General features: G+C 53.7%; 20 protein-coding genes and 2 pseudogenes. 15 read left to right on the plus strand and 7 right to left on the minus strand.

Annotated elements, in window-relative coordinates:
* Positions 1-58: 58 nt before the first annotated feature.
* The gene (locus tag BUA28_RS07220; protein ID WP_256598259.1) at positions 59-961 is read right to left on the minus strand and encodes an MlaA family lipoprotein; all 903 of its coding nucleotides are present in this window, start codon (positions 959-961) and stop codon (positions 59-61) included.
* A gap of 41 nt (positions 962-1,002) precedes the next feature.
* Between BUA28_RS07220 and BUA28_RS07225 the strand changes: the two genes are divergently transcribed.
* The 3 genes from BUA28_RS07225 to BUA28_RS07235 all read left to right on the plus strand — a co-directional run bounded on the left by BUA28_RS07225 (position 1,003) and on the right by BUA28_RS07235 (position 3,570).
* Entirely contained in the window at positions 1,003-1,365 is a 363-nt protein-coding gene (locus BUA28_RS07225) for a YybH family protein (protein ID WP_072767441.1), read from the plus strand.
* Positions 1,366-1,586: 221 nt separating this feature from the next.
* Positions 1,587-2,990, plus strand: coding sequence for an adhesin (locus BUA28_RS07230; protein ID WP_072767442.1), 1,404 nt, complete (start codon positions 1,587-1,589; stop codon positions 2,988-2,990).
* A 16-nt stretch (positions 2,991-3,006) separates the two neighbouring features.
* A complete protein-coding gene (locus tag BUA28_RS07235) occupies positions 3,007-3,570 on the plus strand; it encodes a lipocalin family protein (protein WP_072767443.1) in 564 nt (187 codons plus the stop codon).
* A 2-nt stretch (positions 3,571-3,572) separates the two neighbouring features.
* Here the strand turns inward: BUA28_RS07235 and BUA28_RS07240 are convergent, their stop codons facing one another.
* Positions 3,573-4,037 carry a ferritin-like domain-containing protein gene (locus tag BUA28_RS07240; protein WP_072767444.1) on the minus strand — a complete coding sequence of 155 codons (465 nt, stop codon included), beginning with the start codon at positions 4,035-4,037 and terminating at the stop codon, positions 3,573-3,575.
* A 161-nt stretch (positions 4,038-4,198) separates the two neighbouring features.
* Here BUA28_RS07240 and trbG point away from each other — a divergent pair.
* The 9 genes and pseudogenes from trbG to BUA28_RS07290 all read left to right on the plus strand — a co-directional run.
* Positions 4,199-4,741: pseudogene (gene trbG, locus BUA28_RS07245) on the plus strand (P-type conjugative transfer protein TrbG); the annotation flags it as partial.
* Between the two features lie 2 nt (positions 4,742-4,743).
* Positions 4,744-5,232 (plus strand): hypothetical protein, encoded by a 489-nt coding sequence (locus BUA28_RS07250; RefSeq protein ID WP_083569916.1) that lies wholly within the window; start codon positions 4,744-4,746, stop codon positions 5,230-5,232.
* Between the two features lie 4 nt (positions 5,233-5,236).
* Positions 5,237-6,199, plus strand: a complete 963-nt coding sequence (locus tag BUA28_RS07255) for a TrbI/VirB10 family protein (protein WP_072767446.1) — start codon at positions 5,237-5,239, stop codon at positions 6,197-6,199.
* Entirely contained in the window at positions 6,159-6,338 is a 180-nt protein-coding gene (gene trbK / locus BUA28_RS16415; RefSeq protein WP_072767447.1) for an entry exclusion lipoprotein TrbK, read from the plus strand. Before BUA28_RS07255 ends, trbK begins: the two co-directional genes overlap by 41 nt.
* A gap of 35 nt (positions 6,339-6,373) precedes the next feature.
* Positions 6,374-6,655, plus strand: a pseudogene (locus BUA28_RS16235) (P-type conjugative transfer protein TrbL); the annotation flags it as partial.
* A 121-nt stretch (positions 6,656-6,776) separates the two neighbouring features.
* Complete coding sequence (locus tag BUA28_RS07270) at positions 6,777-7,343, plus strand: recombinase family protein (RefSeq protein WP_072767448.1); 567 nt, start codon at positions 6,777-6,779, stop codon at positions 7,341-7,343.
* 638 nt (positions 7,344-7,981) lie between these two features.
* Positions 7,982-8,974: a PD-(D/E)XK nuclease domain-containing protein gene (locus tag BUA28_RS07280; RefSeq protein ID WP_072767450.1), complete on the plus strand. Its 993-nt coding sequence runs from the start codon at positions 7,982-7,984 to the stop codon at positions 8,972-8,974.
* Positions 8,967-10,097 (plus strand): hypothetical protein, encoded by a 1,131-nt coding sequence (locus tag BUA28_RS07285; protein ID WP_072767451.1) that lies wholly within the window; start codon positions 8,967-8,969, stop codon positions 10,095-10,097. The genes BUA28_RS07280 and BUA28_RS07285 overlap by 8 nt, the downstream gene beginning before the upstream one ends.
* 38 nt (positions 10,098-10,135) lie before the next feature.
* Positions 10,136-10,804, plus strand: a complete 669-nt coding sequence (locus tag BUA28_RS07290; protein ID WP_143148459.1) for a hypothetical protein — start codon at positions 10,136-10,138, stop codon at positions 10,802-10,804.
* A 441-nt stretch (positions 10,805-11,245) separates the two neighbouring features.
* On the opposite strand, the gene BUA28_RS07295 is transcribed toward BUA28_RS07290, so the two are convergent.
* From BUA28_RS07295 to BUA28_RS07305, 3 genes are read right to left on the minus strand one after another with little or no spacing between them, the layout of a single operon-like run.
* Positions 11,246-11,575 carry a DUF2442 domain-containing protein gene (locus BUA28_RS07295; protein ID WP_072767453.1) on the minus strand — a complete coding sequence of 110 codons (330 nt, stop codon included), beginning with the start codon at positions 11,573-11,575 and terminating at the stop codon, positions 11,246-11,248.
* Positions 11,530-11,790: a DUF4160 domain-containing protein gene (locus BUA28_RS07300; RefSeq protein WP_072767454.1), complete on the minus strand. Its 261-nt coding sequence runs from the start codon at positions 11,788-11,790 to the stop codon at positions 11,530-11,532. Before BUA28_RS07300 ends, BUA28_RS07295 begins: the two co-directional genes overlap by 46 nt.
* A 17-nt stretch (positions 11,791-11,807) precedes the next feature.
* Positions 11,808-12,698: an ArdC family protein gene (locus BUA28_RS07305; RefSeq protein WP_218587243.1), complete on the minus strand. Its 891-nt coding sequence runs from the start codon at positions 12,696-12,698 to the stop codon at positions 11,808-11,810.
* A 319-nt stretch (positions 12,699-13,017) separates the two neighbouring features.
* Here BUA28_RS07305 and BUA28_RS15835 point away from each other — a divergent pair, with 319 nt between their 5' ends.
* Positions 13,018-13,155: a hypothetical protein gene (locus tag BUA28_RS15835; protein WP_178297937.1), complete on the plus strand. Its 138-nt coding sequence runs from the start codon at positions 13,018-13,020 to the stop codon at positions 13,153-13,155.
* Positions 13,156-13,632: 477 nt separating this feature from the next.
* On the opposite strand, the gene BUA28_RS07310 is transcribed toward BUA28_RS15835, so the two are convergent.
* On the minus strand, positions 13,633-15,984 hold the full coding sequence (locus BUA28_RS07310) for a S8 family peptidase (RefSeq protein ID WP_072767456.1): 2,352 nt from the start codon (positions 15,982-15,984) through the stop codon (positions 13,633-13,635).
* A 439-nt stretch (positions 15,985-16,423) separates the two neighbouring features.
* On the opposite strand from BUA28_RS07310, the gene BUA28_RS07315 reads away from it, so the two are divergent.
* Positions 16,424-18,274, plus strand: a complete 1,851-nt coding sequence (locus BUA28_RS07315; RefSeq protein ID WP_072767457.1) for a hypothetical protein — start codon at positions 16,424-16,426, stop codon at positions 18,272-18,274.
* The gene (locus BUA28_RS16240) at positions 18,261-18,416 is read left to right on the plus strand and encodes a DUF2278 family protein (RefSeq protein WP_256325448.1); all 156 of its coding nucleotides are present in this window, start codon (positions 18,261-18,263) and stop codon (positions 18,414-18,416) included. The genes BUA28_RS07315 and BUA28_RS16240 overlap by 14 nt, the downstream gene beginning before the upstream one ends.
* A 106-nt stretch (positions 18,417-18,522) precedes the next feature.
* Here BUA28_RS16240 and BUA28_RS07325 read toward each other — a convergent pair whose 3' ends face one another.
* Positions 18,523-20,724 (minus strand): alpha-amylase family protein, encoded by a 2,202-nt coding sequence (locus BUA28_RS07325; protein ID WP_072767458.1) that lies wholly within the window; start codon positions 20,722-20,724, stop codon positions 18,523-18,525.
* Positions 20,725-21,182 lie beyond the last annotated feature (458 nt).

Raw genomic sequence — 21,182 nt, forward strand, 5'->3', positions numbered from 1 at the left:
ATTCACTACCACGGCGGAAAGCGAGTTGATCATTCCGTGACCCCAACCCTGTTCATGCTCAGTTCGATGGCTTGTCCGCAGGTTCTTCTTCCAACTGATCATTGTAACTTTCGGGTGGGGGGTTGCCGTCGTATATCACATGTTTTCGCTGCTGCAAGTAAGCGTCGCGCACAAATAAGTAAGGATCCAGCGCAGCCTGGTCGCGAAGCGACATGGGGCCGGATAGTCGCGCGCGCAGGTCGATGATGCCGAGTATGGAGAGCGGTATCGCGATGGCGTTGCCAATCGCATAAGGGCCCAGAAAAGTGCCCACATAAAAGAGCATATTGGTCAATACGCTCACGGGAATGCTCGTGGCGTCACGATAGCTGCTGGGTCCGAATAAAGGAATAAAAAGATAAGTGTTTGAATCGACACCCCACACAGCCAGCGTTTGTCCAAAGTCTTCGCTGTGCAGCGGCAAACCCATAGGTGAGGCCACATCAAAAAGTCCAGCTATTCCGATCGTCGAATTGATACCCAAACGCATGGTATCCCGGAACCCCTGCCGTACCTTGCCCTGTAAAAAATCGTTCAGGATTGTTTCCGGATATCCGAGATTGTCATAAAAATTTCCCACGGAGCGCCGCACTGGCTGGGGCACATGGTCGACATAGGCGTCCGCGACCGGCTTCAGAACGTTCCGGTCGACCATATCGGTGAAATCATAAGACTTGCGATTGATGTGCTCATGAGGATCCATTGCGTCTGCGCTCTGGTCGTGCGGACGCACGGTCGCGCAACCGGCAAACAGAATCGTGCATATCAACAACAACAGGACTTGTGCGGGATAGCTATGCTTCATAGTCAGGTAATGAATGGACGGCAGTTTATCGAGATTTATATACACCGAAGCCCACTGCCGCTCGGCACCCGCAATGCTCTGGAACGCCCAGTTGGCAGTTCCAACCAACTCATCCAAAACTATACGCTAAAGCCAGAGAACATCAAACGTTTCGCTAAATGGAAACGATTAGAGGCTCTTGCTCGATCGACGTCGAGACGATCCTGTCATTGATGGCGGATGACGTCGTCTTTCTTGTGCCAGGCCAGCCCGTCATGCGCAAGGCTGAATTCGCCGTGGCGGCACGTGCTCAATCAGGCAAGGAGGCTCCGCAATACGACTGCAGAAGCGAGATTCAGGAGATCAGGGTTCTCGGGGAGTGGGCCTTTATGTGGACGAAGCTCACCGTCGTCGTTACGCCACCCGGCGGCGCGCGATCCATGACGCGCGCAGGCCATACGCTGTCCATTTTCAAGAAGCAAAGCGGAAAATGGATGCTGGCACGCGATGCCAACATGCTGGCGCCTGTGCCGGGCAGATGACAGCGGGCGCCGTGAAAACGAGGGCGGCGGGCAAAATGACCCGGTGAAATTATCAGGCCGATGTATGCCGATGGGAGTTTTGCGGCAAGCAGGAATTCCAGTCCGTTTTACCCGAAGAAAACCATTCAAGCAAACCCAAGTCATTCTCAATGTTTTCATTATTGTCGCGCTATAGTTTGATATCATAACGCGTCGATTAAAACGTGGAATGGATCATCTGGATGAAATCTAATCACAAGAAAAGAATAATTTCATGGGGCCGCTTGCTGCCACTAACAATGGCCTTGGGACTGGTCGCGTGTGGTGGTGATGGCAGCGGACCCGCCGCGAGCAATGGCAGCGGCGACAATAGCGCCGCAACCGCCGAAAAAGGTCCGGCTACGGGGAGGCTGCTGGATGCCGCCGTGAGCGGCGTGGCTTACCTGGCGTCTTCAGGCGCCGCCGGCAATACAGATGAGAGTGGAATCTACAAATACAGCCACGGGGATACGATTGAATTCAAGCTGGGCAGCCTGATTCTCGGGAAACCGAAGGGCGCGGCTATCATTACCCCTATGGAACTGGCCGGTGACAGTGAAACAAGGTTGCAAAACCTGCTTATCCTGTTGCAATCGCTGGATGCGGATGGCAATGCCGTAAATGGCATAACCATTCCGGCTGCCGCCGCGGCGGCTATCCCTGCCTCAATCAATCTGGATAGCGAACCTGCTGCGTTTGTCGCATCGGCCGAATTGCAGAAGGCAAGAGAGGCGGGCGGCGTTACGGGTGCCGTGAAGACGGCGGAACAGGCCAAGGCTCACTTCCTTTCGCAGGGGATACCTTTGCTCAGTACCAATATCTGGGTCAGAAACGATGACGCGACCGCTTCCGTCATCCGTATTTCAGCCGCTAACGGCGGCGAATATCTGAACGGAGAAGCCACACCTGACGATTCGTGCGATACCAACCGTGTGTGCGGCGGCAAACTGCTGAGCAAAGCTGGAGTGGAATACGGAGCAGCGAGGGTATCCGAGTTTGAGACAAGAGGATTCAAGTTTGTCGGCAAGCCCACAATCGATACCAACCTTCATGCGGGTTTATCAAACCCAAGGCCCGCCTGGCGCGTTCGCACCGATGGCCCCGAGCTGATTACCTCGGATATCATGACAGTACAAAGACCGAGGAAACAAGCCAGTCTCTTCGGCGAGCTCTTCCATATTGCCGGCACGCTCGAGGTAAGCTCTTCGAAGGAACCTATCAAGACCGAGGTCAAGGAGATCCGGTATTCCAAAATGGAGAATGACCCAAAAGGCATCATCGGGGCTTGGGTGCCTGACCCGGCTGCCATCAAGATACAAACCTACTTTTTCTTTTCCAACGGAAAGTTCATGATGGTTGATCCTATCGGGGATCCGGAACGTGCCGGCCATGAAAGTTGTGGTGACCCGGGTATCGAATTCGCTTCATACACTTACGATGCCGGCAGCAAGGGTTTAACGATTAAAGGATTCACCTATGATAACAATGGCTGCGCGGGTTTTTCCGACACCGAGACAACCGCGTTCAAACTGAATGCGGACGGCAATACAGCGACGCTTGAAACAAAGGGTGGTCCTGCATTGACGTTGCATCGGATATCAAAGTAGCTTGGAGGGGTTGGGAATGCGTACATTACTCTTTTCATTCTCCATGATGGCCGTGGTGGCATTGACCGGGTGTGCCGGAGTCCCGCAGGTGAGGCTTCCGCAGGGGGTTGCCCCGGTCACGAACTTTGATACGCAGAAGTATCTTGGTGTATGGTATGAGATCGCACGCCTGGAGCATTCTTTCGAAAAAGGCCTGAGCGATATCACCGCTACTTACAGCCTGCTTGATGATGGTGGCATCAAGGTCGTAAACCGAGGATACGACGCTAAGAAAGACGAATGGCGCGTCGCCGAGGGGAAGGCTTATCCTGTGGAAAGCCCCGATACGGGCTATTTGAAAGTGTCTTTTTTCGGGCCATTTTACGGTTCGTACGTAGTCTTCGATCTGGACAGGATTGACTACCAGTATTCCTTCGTCACCGGGCCGGACAAGAATTACCTATGGCTCCTTTCGCGCACTCCACGCGCTTCAGATGAAGTGTTGACCCGGTTCATAAGCGAAGCGGGTAAGCATGGGTACGACATCGACAAGCTTATCTATGTAGACCAAAGTCGAGCACTCTCTTCAATGCCGCGATAACTTCAGATCGGGCTGGAGTTGCCATGCCTGGCGGTGTCGCGCAGTTGGCGCACCCTGTCATGGTTACGTTTTGCGCCTTCGTATTGCTGGTCGAGGAGGGCACGCAGTTCGCCCGGTAATTCTTCCCTCAACGCATTTTCATAGGCCACCACGGCAGCCGCTTCGCCGCGTTCGCATTCTTCAAGCACCGCCAGATTATCATTGCTCGTCAAAGTGGTCTTCAGGTCGACCCAGGCGCGATGCAATATGCCCGTTACCGTCCCGCCGGTATCGGGGTCCCCGCCGTACCGCCTGACTTCGGCACTCAACGTGTTGACGGCCTGCGCGCAACTCTGCGCCCGGTTTTCAAAATATGACTTCAGCGCGGCGTCATGCGCATCCGCCGCACAAGTCCTGAAGCCATTTGCGCCGTCGCGCGAGATTTCAATCAAGCCGTTCAGCACGCTTACGATTTTATCGTTGTCCATTTCGCTTCTCCGGAAAATAATGCGTAGTCCCAACGATAGAAGGATGCTGGACCTGCGTCTGTACGTTGGCACACGTTCTGCTACAACGTTGAGAATAGATATTGGCTCTCATTGCCTGGTCTTCCATCCGGTTTGAATAAAAAAAAGAAACCGCCTGTCGAGCCGCTGGTAATGAAGTACAGCACCTGATTATCAAGCTCATGGATACCGGCCTGGAAACGTCCCTGATCGTTACCACCGACCGGCGCACCTACCACTTGCGGCTGCGCTCGCACCGCACCGAATTCATGCCGCGGGTGGCGTTCATCTACCCGCAAGACGCGATGGCAAAGTGGGATGAAATCAAGAAAAATGATGCCAGAAACCACAGCCGGCAAATATTGCCTGGTACCGGCGAATACCTGGGCGACCTCAATTTCGACTACACCATCGACGGCGCCAATGCCGCGTGGAAGCCGTTGCGCGTTTATAACGATGGCGTCAAGACCATTATCCAGATGCCCGCCGCCTTGAGCCAGTCGGAAGCGCCGATCCTGCTGGTAGTGCGGAAAGACGGGGGCCTTTTCACCGACGAGGAGTCGGTGCAGGTCAACTACCGTCTGCAGGGCAACCGCTACATCGTTGACAGTATTTTCGACAAGGCCATTCTGGTCGCAGGCGTGGGTTCCAGCCAGGATCGCGTCACCATCCAGCGAGGGAAATAAAAATGCGTATCCTCCTTTCCGCCTTTCTGTGCGCATGCCTTGGCGCCTGTGCATTCCAGCCCTTGACGAAGGGGAATCCCTTCGCCGCCCTTGACGAAAAGATTGCTTCCGATACCGTCAACCAGCTGGCGCGGCTCTATCCGCCGGCCAAGACGCAATTCAGCCTCGTGGTCTCCGAGCCTAAGAGTTTTGGGGCGCTGCTGTCGGACCGGCTGCGCGCCAAAGGCTATGCGCTGTCCAAGAAGGAAGAGAAAACCCGGCTCATGCCGCCGGATACCTTTGGCGCGGTATTTTCGCCAAAGCCGGCAGACGAGGGCAATAAGCCGATAAAAACACCTGCGCCCGAGGGGATCGAGCTGCGCTACGTGCTTAACCATTCGGCAGACCTTTCCCGCGTCACGATGGTAGTCGGGCACGCCGTGCTGGCCCGTGCCTATCTGGTTGAAAATGGCGCCATTGCCCCTGCCGGGCCCTGGACGTTCAAGGAATAGCGCCATGAGCCAGACAATGCCGCCGTCAGTCTCGCCCGGCCAGGCACGAACCGGAGGCGGGCGCCGGGTCAATAACCTGCCGCTGTACCTGATAGGAATAGTGGTGGCCATGTTCCTTCTCATCGTAGGATTGGTGGCAATGGACCGCGCCAACCCGAAGCAAACAGAAGAAGAAACACCCAGGCGCCAGGGCAACACGTCGCTCTTTGCCAAGGAACTTGCCGGGGACCGCCCGGACGGGATCATTCCGGCATCCAGTCCCGTTCTTCCGGAAGAGGCCGATTTCCGTCCCGCGAATCCCGACCTGCCGCCGGTGCCGCCGTCCCTGCCGGTCTCTCAGCATCAAACGGACATGGAGCGCATCCGGCAAATGAAGCAGCAACGGTTCGAGGAAGCGCTGAAAGCCAAAACGGGCGTGCAAATAGCGCAGCCGGGCGAGCGTTCTGCGCCGGATGCGGCGAGTGGGCGGCCGGCGGACCTTCCCGCTAATACAGACCCGGCTGCGGTCTACCGTGCGCGGCTGGCGCAACTGCGAAAAGCGGGCATGGGTGGCAATGAGGATAGGGAAGATAGCGAAGAAACACGGCAAAGCGAATCCGGCCAGCCAGGAAAACCCAGAAATAATTACGAGGATTTCGCGGGCGGGGGAGAGGATAAGTGGAAGCTCGATTCGCGCCTGCTCCCGCCGCGCTTGCCCTATACCGTGCAAACCACTTTTGTGATTCCGGTCACGCTGATCACCGGCATCAATTCCACGCTCCCGGGCAAAATCTTCGCGCAGGTCAGCCAGGATGTGTACGACACCGCCACGGGCAAGCACCTGCTTGTGCCGCAAGCCACCAAGCTCGAAGGGGATTACTCCAGCGATGTGGCGTATGGACAGGCAATCGGAGCGTTCAACCCGGTTGTTTGTCGTTGCAGGGATCATGCTTGCGGTGCTTTCCGGCTGCGACCAGTTTCCATCTGAGAAAAGGACAAAGATAGCCAACCCGACCTGTGAAGACCTGGGAAAGATAACCGATAACGCCGAGCACAAGGCACTATTGGAAAAATGCCCGGATTACATGGCAGGGGGGACAAAGAAAAGTGTCCCCTACGAATGGTAGCGGCCATGAGGACACCAGCAGGATCAACTCTGGTTATGTTGTCGGTGTTCTTCTGCACGGTGCTTTTTGTCTCTGAAGCGCATGCGGCGATTGAAAACGCAAATGTACTTGACGACATTTTATTTCGTTACAAAGGTGCGGCATCCGCGTGGGCCGCAACCATCACCGATCGAGCATCCTGGCTTTTCTGGCTATTGGTGGTCATCAGCATGGTATGGACATTCGGTTTGATGGCGGTGCGGCGGGCCGATCTGGGGGAATTCTTTGCCGAATTCATCCGTTTTACAGTATTCACAGGCTTCTTCTGGTGGCTGCTGATTATCTGTAGCAAAATGGTTCCATTTTGCTACACTGAAATGGACAACGCTAATATGTTGTTTTTTTTGTCTTCCTAGTGTGGCGAAAGGCTGTGGCAAAATAGATGGGGGGAAATAAAGCATGAAAATTGGCTATGTGCGGGTATCAACTGATGATCAAAATCTAGATTTACAAATGGATGCACTGAACAAGGCCGGATGTGAAAAAATTTTTACCGATTATGGCGTGAGCGGAATCGCCATTAATCGCGCCGGCCTTTTTCAAGCTATTGCAGCGGTCGGTGCCGGTGATGTTCTGGTGGTCTGGAAACTCGACCGGCTGGGCCGGTCGCTGAGTTTCCTAATTGAGTTGATCGATAAGTTACGAAAAGACCAGGCGGGATTTGAAAGCCTCTCGGATGGTATCAACACCACGACCGCGGGCGGGAAACTGGTTTTTCATATCATGGGCGCACTGGCCGAGTTCGAGCGTGCGCTGATTTCCGAACGATCAAAAGCCGGAATGCAGGCTGCAAGAAAACGGGGAAAGCATTTAGGTCGGCCAGTTAAATTAAACCAGGAGCAAATTAATCACGCGGCGGGGATGGTCAAGGAAGGGCGGGAAACAGTATCCGGTATGGCCGAGTTGTTGAAGGTGGATCGTACTACTTTGCATCGAGCGCTAAAGCGGAAAGTCAAAGCGGCTTAACCTGGCAGTGATCTAGTTTAAGTTAAAAGTGGCAGGCTACTAGTACCTAAGTCGGATGGGCTAAAAAAGACAAATCCAGTAACATACTGCTCGCCTCTGCTTTGGAGCAGTTGCGCTCATAATCTTCCAGTGAGCGCAGTGTTAGCTAAATGGGCTGCTTCGGGTCGGATGGGAAAACTTACGAGCTAGTGCTAGGGGCGCCACCCTGCAAGGTGTCACTCAATCGGATTGTCGTCATGAAGTGGAAGAACAGAAATCTCAGGGCACTCGCCCACATTGTTTGCGGTGATGCCGAACATTTTCGATATCGGTCGAGCAGCTACATCACAGAGTTCTTTGAGGACTGTGATCTTGATTACGTCCACGACGGTTCGACCCGATGGGCTTGGGTCGCTAGCAAGTTGGAGGAAGTACTGGCACTACCACATCCCAACCCTTCTGTTCCGCCGGATGCCTTCATCCGAATCATTCGCACCACCGATGTCTGGTGGAACGCAGCAGCTTCAGACTAGGATTTTCACCATTTGCTTTTGTGAATGTGAATCCTCAACAAGAAGTTCTTCAGGATGCTTATATTACCGTTGCAATCTGATACAACGGTCTTTGATTTATAGCAATGGGATAATTTAGGAGATTCAATGGCTGAGACAAGCAAGATCGCCAAAATGGCTAGTAAGCTCTCAGATGAACTCTTTGCGGAGTTCTTTTGGACAAAAGTGGGACCGGAAGACGCTAACTGGCCTTGCGAGGACCAAGCGCATCATGGCGTTACCACACACCCCGCAGACGTCGTATTTTGGTATGACGAACCATATACGTCAAAACGTACATTCGTGCACTGTGATCTTAAAAGCTATGCTAAAGGGACAATAAATACGGCCACAGTCCAGGGCGCCCTGACGAGCTTGTGTAAGCAAGTTGCCTGCGCTGAGAAGAGCGAAGGTTGGCGAGATCTTTATATGCATGGCAACGTCACACCGGATGTCTGTGGTCTACTTTTTGTTTACAATCATGATGGTGGGTATGACAAAGATTTCGCAGCCCATTTTGTCAATATTAAAAATGACAAGCTTCCACTTCCTAAAGGTTCTCGTGCATTCGTTTTGGGACCTAAAGACATCGCATGGCTCGACAATGTTCGGTATGAAATACGTCAAATGCGAGGGACCGCCGGCCCAACGGCCCTTCCCGGTGCTGCAAACTGCAAATATTTTTACCCACAGTTAGACGGGCGTGCGAACCTGCACCCGGAGAAGGCACGGGCTGCCACCCTAGAAATGTTAACTTCGCCTTGGATTGTTCTCGAGTATGAGGTGGGGGCAAGTGCGAAGCGCGGATTCGTCGTGTTTTATCGCCGCTTGGGAGAAACGGAAGAAGAATTTATGTACTTGCTGGACTATCTCAGACATTACCAAGTGTTGGAGCATGGAACAACGATCGCAATTAAGTCTTTTCAAGCAGCGGCGCATGCTACAACTACATTTCAAAAAGCGACGCAACGGTACATAGAGGGGCTTGGGGGCGGGGATAATTCCGAGTTGGCAACTAAATTGCGTGCAATAAAATATTCAAAGATGACGCAGACGGTGAGCGATTTTTCTGAAATTGATTTGGGTATGGATTATGAGTAGTACTGGTCAACTATACTTTGCCTCTAACAAAGAAATCCACGATCTTCTGCTTTCAGCAAAACTACGCATCACTGAGAGTGTTCTCCATGAATTGTTAAGAGACCGAGGGATTTTTTACCCTCCCAACGAGGAGCGCGAAGTTCTCGTAGACCGCTTATCAATTCTTCCGCATGATTATAAGGACATCTGCGGTCTTATTGAGGCGACGGAGCAGGGTCACAGGGGAGAAAAGACAACCGCCGTGCGACTCAATTTGGCACTCAACGGCGAAGAACTAAAAGCGGTAATAACAACCTATCAAACCGAGGCGACAACCGAGAAGGTTCATTCGTTCAAGAAAAGTGAAGACGAGTATTTCATGAATGTGGAGTATTCAGAATACGATTATTCTAAGACGAAATTGGTGCAGAGACGGCTTCGTGATGCTTCGTTCGAGTTTATTCAAAAAGATGGCTGGACCGAGATTCGTTTCCCAGCGACGGAGAAAGGCCGTGCCATTGTCGACAAGATTATTGGGAAAATAGAGGAGAAGAAGAAGATCCAAGTGAAGATTGAGGAAATTGAGTTGACAAACCTAACTGCATCCGAGGATAGAACAACGTTTTTTACAAAGCTCATTTCTTCGCTGCCAAACTTTCCACTAGAAAACGTATCGCGGCTTAGAGTAGCTCATGCAGATGCTGCTAGCAACCCATCTTTAGATTTGGAAACCGAAGGAGAAGAAGAGGCGGAAGAGAAGATGCTAAGTGTTGTTCGTAAAGTAGCGTTGGCGGGGGATAATCTAGTTGCCTCATCAATGTATAAAGAACTGAAGGCTGGAGGTTTCTTTATCACATCAATTACTTGGCGCGTAAAACAAAATATTGCCCCATATTCCATTGTGGAGTTTGATGCGGGTTTCGAGGACGGGCAGGATGCCAGGAAGTTTCGTTATTCCGTTCGTGGTGTGCTTCGTTTCAACAATGGCAAATATCCAAAACATTTCCGCGCCGCGGAAGACAAAGAAAAGGCAGCTTTACTTTCGATTCTCGAGGATACGGCGCGGAGTGTTTTGGTAAGTTTGCTTGTGAGTGGCAACATTCCCAAATTAGCCGACACGCCCCCTGAAGCGGTTGCGGTATGAGGCGGCACCGTTGGTTCGCGGTTGATTGGCCTTTCTCCATGGACATTCTCGCAAAGAGGCTCAAAACAAAAGCATTTCAAAGCGAGTTAACCGATGGTTTTGTGCTCGACCGAGTGCGGGACGAGTTTGTCGAGGCCCGCTTTGTCGAACGGATAGAATATGACGATACGGTTACGGACCCCTTCGGTGCCGAAGTCGTGTTTCATCGCGTGGAGTATCGTCAGTGCGAATTTCGAGCCACAAAAGATGGCCCGGGACTAGAACTTCTCGATGCACCGCGAAGTATTCAAACGATGGTGAGTAGATTGCTGGAGATTTCTGACTTCTCGCTCGCTATAAATCCAGTTTCAGTCGACGTTTTAGCATGGGCTGTCGCAGTACAAAAACATCTCAGCACACCGGGAATGGTTGACTCGCTTCAGATTTCCGACCTTAGCCTAAACCTAGGAATTACTGTCAATGCTGTAGTCAAAGGATCGTCGGACGTTTTGGAAGCGACAACTATTTTGATCGGCGGCCGCAAGCATACGATAGAAAAGCTTCAACTCACTCTTCCTGGCGCCAAACAGTCAAGGATGATATTGACGAATGCAGCCGGAGTGAAACTTCACAAAGGTGCGCCGGACCAAGTGCTGGATGCAATTCGTCTGGCGCTCAGAAATTTGATTTTACGGAGTAATAAAAAGCCGATTTCTCGCTTCGCCTGAGGTAAAAATAACACCACCAAAAAATCCTAAAAACGTAAACAAATAATGTAAAAAGCCGTTATTAGACATACATTGTTAACATTGTTGCCGGTGTTTCTCTTAATTAAAAATAGAAATTTAATTGAATATAGTGGCTTACATCATTAAAATTCGTTTTTTTACTAAAAGGGTATACACAACCGTTTTAGGATGTACGGGATTAAATGCAGGTTGCTACAAGTAGATTGGTTTTCGGTACTAGGCGGTTTTTGCAGCTATGTACACACTATCCCAACAAAATAGTCACGCAGCCGTATGGTCTGTGAAGGGCAAGAAACGGTGTCTGGCATGGCCGGACTGCTTTGAACGTTTTGATTGATTTTCCCACTTCTTCTGTTTTTGCATTTAAGCCGCCTGCCGAAAAGCAGGCGGTTAGGCGCGGTCAAGGCCGCGTTGCGTTTTTTATTTCAACCTCCATACTCCGTTTTTCTTGATCTCGTCGTGCATGGCGTCCGGTGCCAAGTCAAGTTCACCCGGCCAGGTTACCGCGCCAAGTTCGACGTACACCTGGGCGAATAAATCCGGGTCGGCCAGCATGGCAAAAACACCGGCATCGGGTGCGCGTACAAACTCGGACATATCGACTTCGCCTTCCAGCCCATCGATGAAGCGAACGTGTAGCCGATAGCCGTCAAGTGCTTCTACTGCCTTCACCCGCCAAGGTGCCTTTACTTGTATAGGCGGAACTACAGAAGAGGCGATATTTTCTTTGGTGATTGCCTGAGTTGACATAATTCCCAATCCTCCATGAGTTCTTCGCGGTGTTCCTGCGCCCATTCCAGCACCAGCGCCAGCGCCCGCCGTGACATGTTTCCTCTTAATACGCCTAAAGTGCGTATGTCGATTACTACTTCATCTTCCGCATAGACTGCGTGAAAATGCGGCGGTGAATGATCTCGCCAATACATCTGAATTATAATGCCATAAAACGTGCTTATGATTGGCATGGGTTCTCTCTCCTTGGTTAAGCGGCTTTCTGTTCGCTTTGGTTGCCTTCCACTAAATCTATGATATAGCGGTGTGCCTTGCTGGCTTGGTTGGCTGCGGTGAATATTGCTCGTTTGTCGCTTTTCAGCACCTTCAGCCATGATTCGATATACCCGGCATGATTCGGGATCATTGATGCGGCAAAGCCAAGTTCCGCATTCAGGAAAGCACTTCCAAGCTCAGCAATCAATTCCTCGAAAGCGTAGGATTCTGTACCAAAGCGGCTGGCGAAGTCACGCGCTAAACGGTGCTTGGCTCCGGTCCAATGCGTCAGCTCGTGCAGGGCTACGCTGTAGAACTCGATCTCGGAAGCAAAGCGGTTTCGTTCCGGTAGGTAAATCTCATCGGTCGAAGGACGGTAAAACGCTTTCTCGCCTTGTTCGCGGATAACTGCGCCTGAATGCCTTAAAACGCTCTCGGCTGCATCGATCTGCTGAAACTCGTTAAGTGGCGCAATGACCTGTGGCTTTTCAATACCGTCTATCTGGTCAAGATTGAACAACCAGAACGGGCTGATTATCCGTGCTGATTCGGTTTTCTCGGTGTCGCCTTTGCCTGAATCGCGTTCAATCGTCTTGAAAAAAACACACGAAACGCTTTTTTCACCTTTGCGAACTTGGCCGCCCATGTCTGCGGCTTGCTTGTAGGTCAACCACCGGTCGCTTGAGTAGCCGTGAGTCATGGCCGCTGTCCACAACAAAAGCACGTTTACGCCCTGATAGGCTGCGCCGGTCTTGTGGTTGCGGGGCAAGCCGTTGCCGGTTCGTGCCCAAGTAATATTACTTTTTTTACCGCTTTCCAACATGGCGATAATCTCTTCCGTGATCTGTGCGTACATATCTTTCTTAGGGGTGCTGGTAGTTTTCATGCTTCTGGAATCCTCGCGATTTCGGGTTGATAAACACATCCTTTCGCTCGGACTTCCTCGGGCCGCCCTGGGGCGGCGGTGGTGGGGACAGCCCTTGCCTTCACGGGCAAGGGTTGGGAATGGGTGGGGTAGGTTGACGGTGAAGCAACGAGCCGCTAATTCCTGCCCGTTGCATTCTGGTTATCCCCCCCAAGTCCCCCTCGCAGAGGTTCGGGGGACTTGGGGGGGGATAACGCAACGGGTAGAGCTGGCTGCACCGTCTTGGATGGGTTTGAGTTGCCTGCGGCCTGCACCTGGTACAGGGGCGGGATCACAGACCATGACAGGCAAAGCGTACCGCGTAGCGGCTGGCGTGGTCTGTGACAGTCGGGCAATGCTGGCCGTGGATAGCGGGATGATGGCACCAGCCATGATCCCAAGAATGCAAACGGAGTGCGCAACGGATGAGCGAAGCTGAGCCGTTAAGTAGAGAGGATTGAAAGGGCGGCAAAGCCGTTCCGAAGGAATAAAGCGAAGCGCAACCCGGTAAAGCCCGTGTTCGTGCAGCGAACTCTCAAGCGTTAAAAGTTTCGCATGCGAAACTAAAGATTCATTTCCCCGATCTCGGAATCGACTTTGGAACTGACCAGGTAGTCATGTGTTTAGCTGCGGAATCCGCGTTGTAATCCATCCGACCACGCTGGCCGAGTTTGTCCTAATCCAACACATCATAAAATATGTTATTAAGGGTAAATTAGAGGAAGTTGAAGGACTTTAGTCCTGCTAAATCGCATGATTATTTCCCCCTTTCAATACGGCTCTCTTGGTCTACCGAAGATTCAATTAAGCTACCAACTAATTCTATGAGATGGGTCAAATGCGGAGGCATAATAGCCCGGACACGGCGAACAACCTCCTTAAACCGGAGGTCGAACATCCGGCAATCCGGTTGGTCCTATTGCGGCTGCCTTTGCGGTACCAGCCGCCAAGTTACTCGTCCCACTTCTTCTCCTTCGTAAATCTGCTGCGCAAAAAGCTCGAACTCGTGCTTTCGCATTGCTTCCGGTATTTTTACCAAGAGCCGCAGAGGAATTCTCGCCTTTGCGCAGAAGGCAATTTCAGGAAGTCTAAGGCGGCTGCAATGGTTGAGAGGGACGTGAACAACGCGCGGGCGATCTTTTGAGCCAAGTAGCGCGAATGGCATGGAATGCGGGCGCACGCGCAGCCTTTCGGCAAATTCCGGAGATAGTTCGAGTATGATCTCGGCCCCGGCGGGCAACCGCGGCACGATTTCAAGATGCATGCGCCGTGCTTTATCCGGCGCGCCTGCCGCGATAAAGGGCAAGGCGACATAGTCCCTTGGTTCCGACCCAGGGGGCGGCACATTATTGACCACGTTGAAGTTGCGCCAGGTCACGTTATTATTGTTGCGGATGAAGTTGGTGAAATTGTCCCAATCCAGAAAATCGGCGGGTATGGGACCAGGGTCGCGAGGCGCGTCTAGAATGCCGACGAAGCAATAATGCCCCGTTGCGGGTATGTCTGCAGATGGCCAGGTAATGCCATTTGAAACGGTCAGCAGGTCGCCAGTCGGCACGTTTGCCAAGGTGGTCGATCCCAGCAGTGTCCACAGGTCGGGCGCGAGAAGCGTGGAAGGCGGCGCCCAATAGACAGTAGCTGCCACATCGGTTGCAGCCGAGCCACCCCGGTTGCGCACACGCACGTAAACGAAATTATCCTGCCCCGCTTCCGCTTCGTAACCCAGTGTCATGTCGTTCTCGGTCCCGCTGCCCGCGCCAAAAGCAGCTTGGGGATCGACGACAGCCAGCCGCCGCAGAATGATATCCGGACTGGATGAGATCGCGCCCAGGTGAGGATCGCCGTTGTCGCCGATGAAATCCCTCAGATAGATGTCGGGAGCGAGGTTGAGTACTGTTCCATCAATGATCGCGCGTAGATTGGGCATCACTCCGATGCGGTCTACAGCCGGATCTGCAGACAAGGTTCCATATGCGGCATCCGACAGAATCATGCGCAGTTGCCACGGGGCAAGGCGGTCGCCTGAAGCCGCTTCCACCAGACCCTGCACCGCGAGCGCTGCGCCCGTGACGATGGGGGTAGCACTGGATGTGCCGTTGAAGCCGGTCGTATAGAGGTTTGTAGCCGTATTGGCGGCATCGGAAGAAAGGGTGTCCACGTTCTCGCCCCATCCATAGCAGTCGATACGGCTGCCATGACATGAAAAGCCGAGGCGCACGTGCGGCGCGGTGGAACTTGCCGCCCCCACCATGATGGCGCCTGAATCGAGAAAATCCGGGCTGGCGCGGTTGAATATCTGCTGGCCGCCGGGATTCACCACTGTATCAAGGTCGACGCCGCCATTGCCGGCCGCCTCGACCACCGCGATGCCAAGCGATGTCGCGAGGAGGATCACGTCGAAAACGGCTGGGTCGATCTCGACCGGGACCAGGCTGTAACCAAACAGATTCGTCTGTGCTTCAAGCAGCAACACGTCACCAAAGCTCATGACGCCAATCGCGTCGAGTATTGGTTGGGCCGTGCTATAACCGCCTCCCGGCAGATGCTGGCCCACGCAGCGGACAGATGCCAGCGCGGGCGTGATGCCAACGCAACCCACGGCATTATCTACCGCAGCGATTTCCCCGAGCACGCCGCTGCCATGAAAATAATAGGAATGATTCAGGCCCGAGATCAGCGTGATACCGTGCGCGGCGAGATCTTCATGATCAAAAGTCCAACCCCACTCCATATCCACCAGTGCCTGTCCAGCGCCATCGCCGCCAGGAAAATTCCAGGCATACTCCGCATCGATGCCGTCGGGCGCGGGGTCGAGATAGCCTTGGTTAGCGCTGCGTGGGTCATCCGCAGCGTTGACAAATGGCGGCTCGACAGGCGGCGGCTCGACGTAAGCCATGGCCACCGACTCCCACTGGGAGAGTTGCTTCACCAGTTCTTCGGCATTCATGCCGGGCGGCAGGTTGATCGCGAAATAGGCGCCCAGATTGGCCGGCCGAAATGCGGAATTCAACGCCCTGGCGCGTTCCGCCAGCGCGTTGAACTGATCGGATTCAAACGACAGGAGAGGTTCAAGTGTGATGCCTTCAAACTGTGCCGCCACCGCGTTCCACGGGCCGACACCGAGCGATTCCACCATTCGTGCGGTATCTTGACGGGGAAGCTGGACGTGATCCTTGAATTTGACGATTACGCGGCGGCGATAGCCGGGCCCGGGCCTCGCTCGTTCCATGCCCGGCGTCGCGGCGCTTTCATTCTCGTTGGTAGCCATGATCTTCTTCCTCGGACCGGTCGTTACATATAACGAATAGCATGGAATACGAAATATTCAAGCTGAGCAGAGGGTCCCTTTACAAAATCGGCATTAATCCAACAAATATTCCCCAAAGATGAAAAAAGCTGGTTTGCTCAGATAGGGCGACCCTGATCATCTGTTTTGAATGCAGCCTTGAGACCAATAGCCCGACGGTGTACCTGCGCCCAAAACCACATACCGAGCTGAGCTCTTCCGGTATTTCCTGATCTGTCGGAAAGCTATTGCTTTTTACCGCTATGCGGATTACGCTGGAATTTAGCGGTGTCGTGGATGTCGCGTCTCGTATGAACGCGCATAAGAACCATGAAGATCTGGTCGAGTTGCTAGTATCTTTCGGACGTTCACTGGTGCACCAGGAATCCCGGCGCCGCTTCCAAACTACCTGGAAATGGCCATGTCTGATCATGCCGACTTTGCCGCCGCGGTGACCGTACGCGAGCATGTCCTCAACGTCGCGCTGTTGGCGGCATACGCGAATGGATCCTTCCCTAAGGTGCTGGCGGCGAATCTGCCGGGCGGACCGCCCGAGGTCGCCCCCAATCTGTTCCTGGGCCAACCTGAGATCAAATGCGAAGGTGCCACGAATCTGCTTGTGTTGACTTTGGCGACGTGGGGTCCGTTGCGTATCACCCTCGATGGTACGGAGCACGTTGCCCAGATCGCTAGCGAAATAGAGGCGACCATCAGGCCGGTGTTTGCACCCGGGTCGAACTTGCAGCTGGATCCAGCGGCCGACGACATCGTCGTCCGCCGCTGGACGGCCTCGGTCACGTCAGAGGGCACGCCGGCCAATGTCGTCTCCTACGTAGTCGGCGATCAGTTCAAGGCCCGGTTACAGCAGGCAATCCGGGTCGCCATCGCATTCCGGCTGATCAAGTTGCCCGCCATTGACGCGAGCTTCTTCGGCCCACTCGCGCGCCTTTCGACATCGGTCGCCGCCCGGGTGCGAGACGGTGTGTTACTGCTGGGCCTGAATGTCGAAAATGAGAGCGAATCGATCGTGGGCAACGTGGACGCACTAGTTGACTTCGCGCGCAGTAACGACGTCGCTGGTGTAGTCAACGCGGCCGCTACGGCGCTCCTGCTCAACGACTTGCATACACGCATAGTCACCTCCATTGAAAACGCGGGCGCGAGCCTGGACCGGTTCTCGGTAACGTCCGCGGCGGGGTACTTTCAGGTGAGCGGTGCGGCAAGGAAGTCATCCGGCACCGTGAACTTCTCGTTCCTGGTTGTTCCGAGCATGTTCCACACCCGACCCGGCAAGTTTTTCACCTTCCTGCCTAAGAACAGGTGGGTGAACAGCCGCATCTGGCCCGCGCTCGAGTTCCACCTTGAGGGTGTCCACACCGACGTGGACCGGTCGTGGTGGGTAATCGTCCTCGAAGTGTTTCTCGGCGTCCTGACCGTCGGGTTCGCGACGCTCTACATCGAAGATCTGGTGAGTGCAGCCGCCGAGAACTTCAGTGGAAAGGTCAAAGCGGCCAAGCCGGGTGCGCCGGCAGCCCGCGTTCGGCGGACGATTCCTCCACCGAGCGGTGTGGGCGTGCGCATCGGCGTCGAACAGTTCGAGATCACCACCGCAGGCACCTACTTCGGAATCTCCACTCGGGCGACCTCCACCCCGGTTGCTCTGCTCGGACCGACGGCGGTGCCCAGCAACTACGCAGGCGACGTCCTGCGCTACCTGATGCGGCTTCCGTCGGGAGTATCAGAGGCTGACCCCGCACTGCACATCCGCTGGATACTCGAGGATAGGACCAACGACGTCCTCTTGGTCGACGAGGATGGATCGGCTGCGAGCCGGCTACGATTCGACTTTTTGCCAGCCGGGCGCGCCAACGCGAGCGAGTTCGGCATCATCGCGCGGCTGTACCGCCGGCTGGGCCCTAACATAACCGACGTGATCGAGTTGGGGACCACCTCCCTCCATGTGCAAATGCGCGGGCCGCTCCCGCCTCGTGCGTACGTTCGCTGGCGCTCCGAGGTGAAAAACCCGCAGATCACTGTCGACGAGGCTACCGACACATGGACCTACCTCGGTGAGGTGCGAGTGCAGCGGTGGTCGGAATGGCACCGCACCGACTTGCCCTGCCGCGCGGTCAACGCACCCAACGGCTACCGGTTTTCTGAACAGACCGCCGACCGACTGCCCTTTCCCCTGCGGCTTCTGGAGAGCCACCGCAAGGGTTTGTGCCCCTATTGCTTTTATGGCGGCCCAGCGGGGCTCAATGCGGCGTTGTGACTGTCGTGGTTCGTGCGCTCGGCGTTTCAAGGGCGAGGACGGGGTATACCAGGATGGCGTTCTGCCGTTTAATTTTCCCCAGGCCAGTCAATGGGTTGACGTGTTTTTGAAGTTCCAGTCCCAGACCTGGCAATACCGATGATAAGACCGGACATCAAATTCATACCGAAAAAGCGGCGGAATATGAACCGCTCAGATGCTTTGCGCTTTTGCAGCCGATTTCCTTCAAGTCCGACAGGCTACTAGCGCTACCTCACACGCTCCAATCGCAAATATTGGACTTCATTTGGCGAGCTGAAATGTACATGGACACCGCTTCTGAAGATGTCATTGGCCGTTCGTGGTTCAGGCCATAAGACAGCAGCCGGATCATCAGCGACAAGGTTGCGCACTTGATAACGCACTGCAGGGTTGGCATCCAGCGGAACATTACCGGGAACCGCAAAGGTTTCCGGGCCCACTTGTTGATCTCGCAGATTCACGAATACGAGCAGAACGTTATCATCCTGCCACCTCGCGACTGAAAATATTGCCTCATTAAATCCGCCTCCCCGCTGTTTAGTCAGGAAGAAACGGTTGGTTGAACGCAATGCCGCATTCTGGTCGCGCACGGTATTAATCCTGTGGTACATCTCGAAGACCTTTGCATTGCTCCGGCTCCAATAGTCCGCAAGGTTCTGCCATGAATATTGAAAATCCACCTTATTGCCAACCCCCAAGGGCTGGCTCATATAAACCATTGGGGCGCCAGGCAGAGCCGCAGCAACGGCATAGCGTGACATCATCAGCCATGCATTCGGATTTCCTTCTTCATCATGGCTCGTTCCATTGCGAAGAACTGGCGCGTTGTATCCATAAATATTTGCTTCCTGTTCGAGGCTGCGGACGAGTTGACTCATCGTAACGGCACTGTTTCTATATAACCAGTGGTCGACAGTGGTCAAGAGATCAAAGTGACGGGCGACGCGATAACGAATGGGATCGGGATCCAGAGCCTCGGCAAGAAAGATGAAATCCCACTTCTTCTGGCGAGTTTTGTTAATGATGTACTCCCAGGCCTGCGGAGGTAGTCCCTGAGCGAAGTCGGCCCTGATACCGTCCAGCTTGTTATCAGTCTTGTCGAGCCAGTAAGGGAAGAGATAAGCAAAGTAGTTCCAGATATTCTCAACCTCGAAATCATGGCCGCCAGTCGGATCGAGATCGGTATACAAGAGATCGCGCTCATCCTCGGCACTGCCACGGCTCGTATCATGTCCTTGGCCGCGCTTTGGGCCTAGAGAAGAATAGTCGCCAAAGTACCAGTCAATCCCAGCGTCATACCATTGGTGCTCGCCCAAACGATCAGCCGGTGCGTACTCGGCAATATCCCTTTCATCGCTTGCGTGGGAACGGTAGTTGGATTTGCTCGTACTCCATGACGGACGAGCACGGGCAACCGGCTGCCGCGCCTCATTTTGGGAAACAAGCCCTAGATCGGCCGCTCCTTGCCCAAAGATGACATCACGCCCCGCATGGTTGAGTGCAACGTCGATAAAAACGTTCAAATCGAGGTCTTCAGCTTTGCCAACCAGATACCCAAACTCACGCAGAGCAGACTCAGAGGTGCCTCCTTCCGAAAGTCGCTCACTGACCGACCAATAATCCCGCGCCGCATATGGACTGCCTGGGGAGTAATTCTCCACGCGTCGCCCCTGGCCCGGGTCGAGGCGTTCTTTTGTATTGGGGAATATCGGCATCAGCCAGAGTGTATTAAACCCCAGTGTGTTACGAACATAGTGAAGGTTGAAAGGATCGTAACCATCCCGATCGTGATCGGTGAAATCCTCGAGCGTACTGTGCTGCTGACCCGTCCCGCCCGGCGTGGCTTCCACCACATAGGGATTGGCTTCGTAAAGCGTCAGGTCCAAGACTTTTCGCGGGGAAACGACAACGGCACAATCCCTTTGCATTTGACCATCAGTTTTGAAATCGTTATGCCAGCGCCACGGGCCATTACCAATGCGGAACCGTCCAGTCAGCCTGTAGGCGCCCGCTCGGGTTGCAGCCAGCGTTGTTTTATATAGCTCATTGTTGCCCACGCGGCCGACATGGGTCATCGGATAGGTCATATAGTAGCTGCTAGGGCGGCCTGCATCATTTATATTCTCCCAGACTTTGGCATAGTTACGCCTGTTCAGGTTTGTAAAGACTTCTACCTCCAGCTCGGATGGCGGGTGTCCATCGGCATTAACTTGAATCAACACATCGAAGGGAACCTGCTCGTTTCGATCCTCATCAAGAAAGTAATGGACTGTCCCATAATTGCCAGGTCTCGCGTCGCGCCATACCACATCATCCCGGATAGCCAGCCCCCCCATCCAGGGTTCCGCCTTCCCGACGATCGGTAGTAAGAGAAAGATGCCGAGACCGAACAGAGTCGCATTCAACCACCTGATGCATTTGGACTTCATGTTTCCTCCTCTGGATAAGAAACCCGGCCACCATTTGAATTTACTCCTGACAACCCATCTATTCGTCGCATTTCCAAATCATAGGCACGCCCGCGTTTACTTTAGTGAGATGGTTGGGCTTTGAGCTCTTCTAACCTTATAGAACAATAGAAGATTTCTCGCTATTTTGCTTTTGCAAGAAGCTCAGGAATTCTGCACGCATATTTCATAGCCACCGTCTTGACCCATGCGATCAATGGTAGGGTTAACGGTTAGTCTGCGGTAAAATCCGTGGAAAACACGATATCCGTTGTCTGAAATGCTGCGCCGCTGACTCAACAACAGCGATAATCTCTATTTAGCTGTCAATCTAGAGAGCCATCACATTTAAAATCACAGGCACGGGAAAACTTGGGTTCTTTTTCGAAGCGGACGGTTCAGGTGGTGCAGACAACGCACAACACAGTTGACCGTCAGTT

Source organism: Nitrosospira sp. Nsp11 (assembly GCF_900142705.1).
GTDB lineage: Bacteria > Pseudomonadota > Gammaproteobacteria > Burkholderiales > Nitrosomonadaceae > Nitrosospira.

Bases quoted from the DNA above. Each gene is read 5' to 3' on its own strand.
- BUA28_RS07225 (WP_072767441.1), top strand. From the start codon at position 1,003: ATGGAAACGATTAGAGGCTCTTGCTCGATCGACGTCGAGACGATCCTG.
- BUA28_RS07315 (WP_072767457.1), top strand. From the start codon at position 16,424: ATGTCTGATCATGCCGACTTTGCCGCCGCGGTGACCGTACGCGAGCAT.
- BUA28_RS07325 (WP_072767458.1), bottom strand. From the start codon at position 20,724: ATGAAGTCCAAATGCATCAGGTGGTTGAATGCGACTCTGTTCGGTCTC.
- BUA28_RS07290 (WP_143148459.1), top strand. From the start codon at position 10,136: ATGGACATTCTCGCAAAGAGGCTCAAAACAAAAGCATTTCAAAGCGAG.
- BUA28_RS07310 (WP_072767456.1), bottom strand. From the start codon at position 15,984: ATGGCTACCAACGAGAATGAAAGCGCCGCGACGCCGGGCATGGAACGA.
- BUA28_RS07285 (WP_072767451.1), top strand. From the start codon at position 8,967: ATGAGTAGTACTGGTCAACTATACTTTGCCTCTAACAAAGAAATCCAC.
- trbK (WP_072767447.1), top strand. From the start codon at position 6,159: ATGCTTGCGGTGCTTTCCGGCTGCGACCAGTTTCCATCTGAGAAAAGG.
- BUA28_RS07270 (WP_072767448.1), top strand. From the start codon at position 6,777: ATGAAAATTGGCTATGTGCGGGTATCAACTGATGATCAAAATCTAGAT.
- BUA28_RS07300 (WP_072767454.1), bottom strand. From the start codon at position 11,790: ATGCCAATCATAAGCACGTTTTATGGCATTATAATTCAGATGTATTGG.
- BUA28_RS07235 (WP_072767443.1), top strand. From the start codon at position 3,007: ATGCGTACATTACTCTTTTCATTCTCCATGATGGCCGTGGTGGCATTG.
- BUA28_RS07240 (WP_072767444.1), bottom strand. From the start codon at position 4,037: ATGGACAACGATAAAATCGTAAGCGTGCTGAACGGCTTGATTGAAATC.
- BUA28_RS07280 (WP_072767450.1), top strand. From the start codon at position 7,982: ATGGCTGAGACAAGCAAGATCGCCAAAATGGCTAGTAAGCTCTCAGAT.
- BUA28_RS07255 (WP_072767446.1), top strand. From the start codon at position 5,237: ATGAGCCAGACAATGCCGCCGTCAGTCTCGCCCGGCCAGGCACGAACC.
- BUA28_RS07250 (WP_083569916.1), top strand. From the start codon at position 4,744: ATGCGTATCCTCCTTTCCGCCTTTCTGTGCGCATGCCTTGGCGCCTGT.
- BUA28_RS16240 (WP_256325448.1), top strand. From the start codon at position 18,261: ATGCGGCGTTGTGACTGTCGTGGTTCGTGCGCTCGGCGTTTCAAGGGC.
- BUA28_RS07305 (WP_218587243.1), bottom strand. From the start codon at position 12,698: ATGAAAACTACCAGCACCCCTAAGAAAGATATGTACGCACAGATCACG.
- BUA28_RS07295 (WP_072767453.1), bottom strand. From the start codon at position 11,575: ATGTCAACTCAGGCAATCACCAAAGAAAATATCGCCTCTTCTGTAGTT.
- BUA28_RS07230 (WP_072767442.1), top strand. From the start codon at position 1,587: ATGAAATCTAATCACAAGAAAAGAATAATTTCATGGGGCCGCTTGCTG.
- BUA28_RS15835 (WP_178297937.1), top strand. From the start codon at position 13,018: ATGACAGGCAAAGCGTACCGCGTAGCGGCTGGCGTGGTCTGTGACAGT.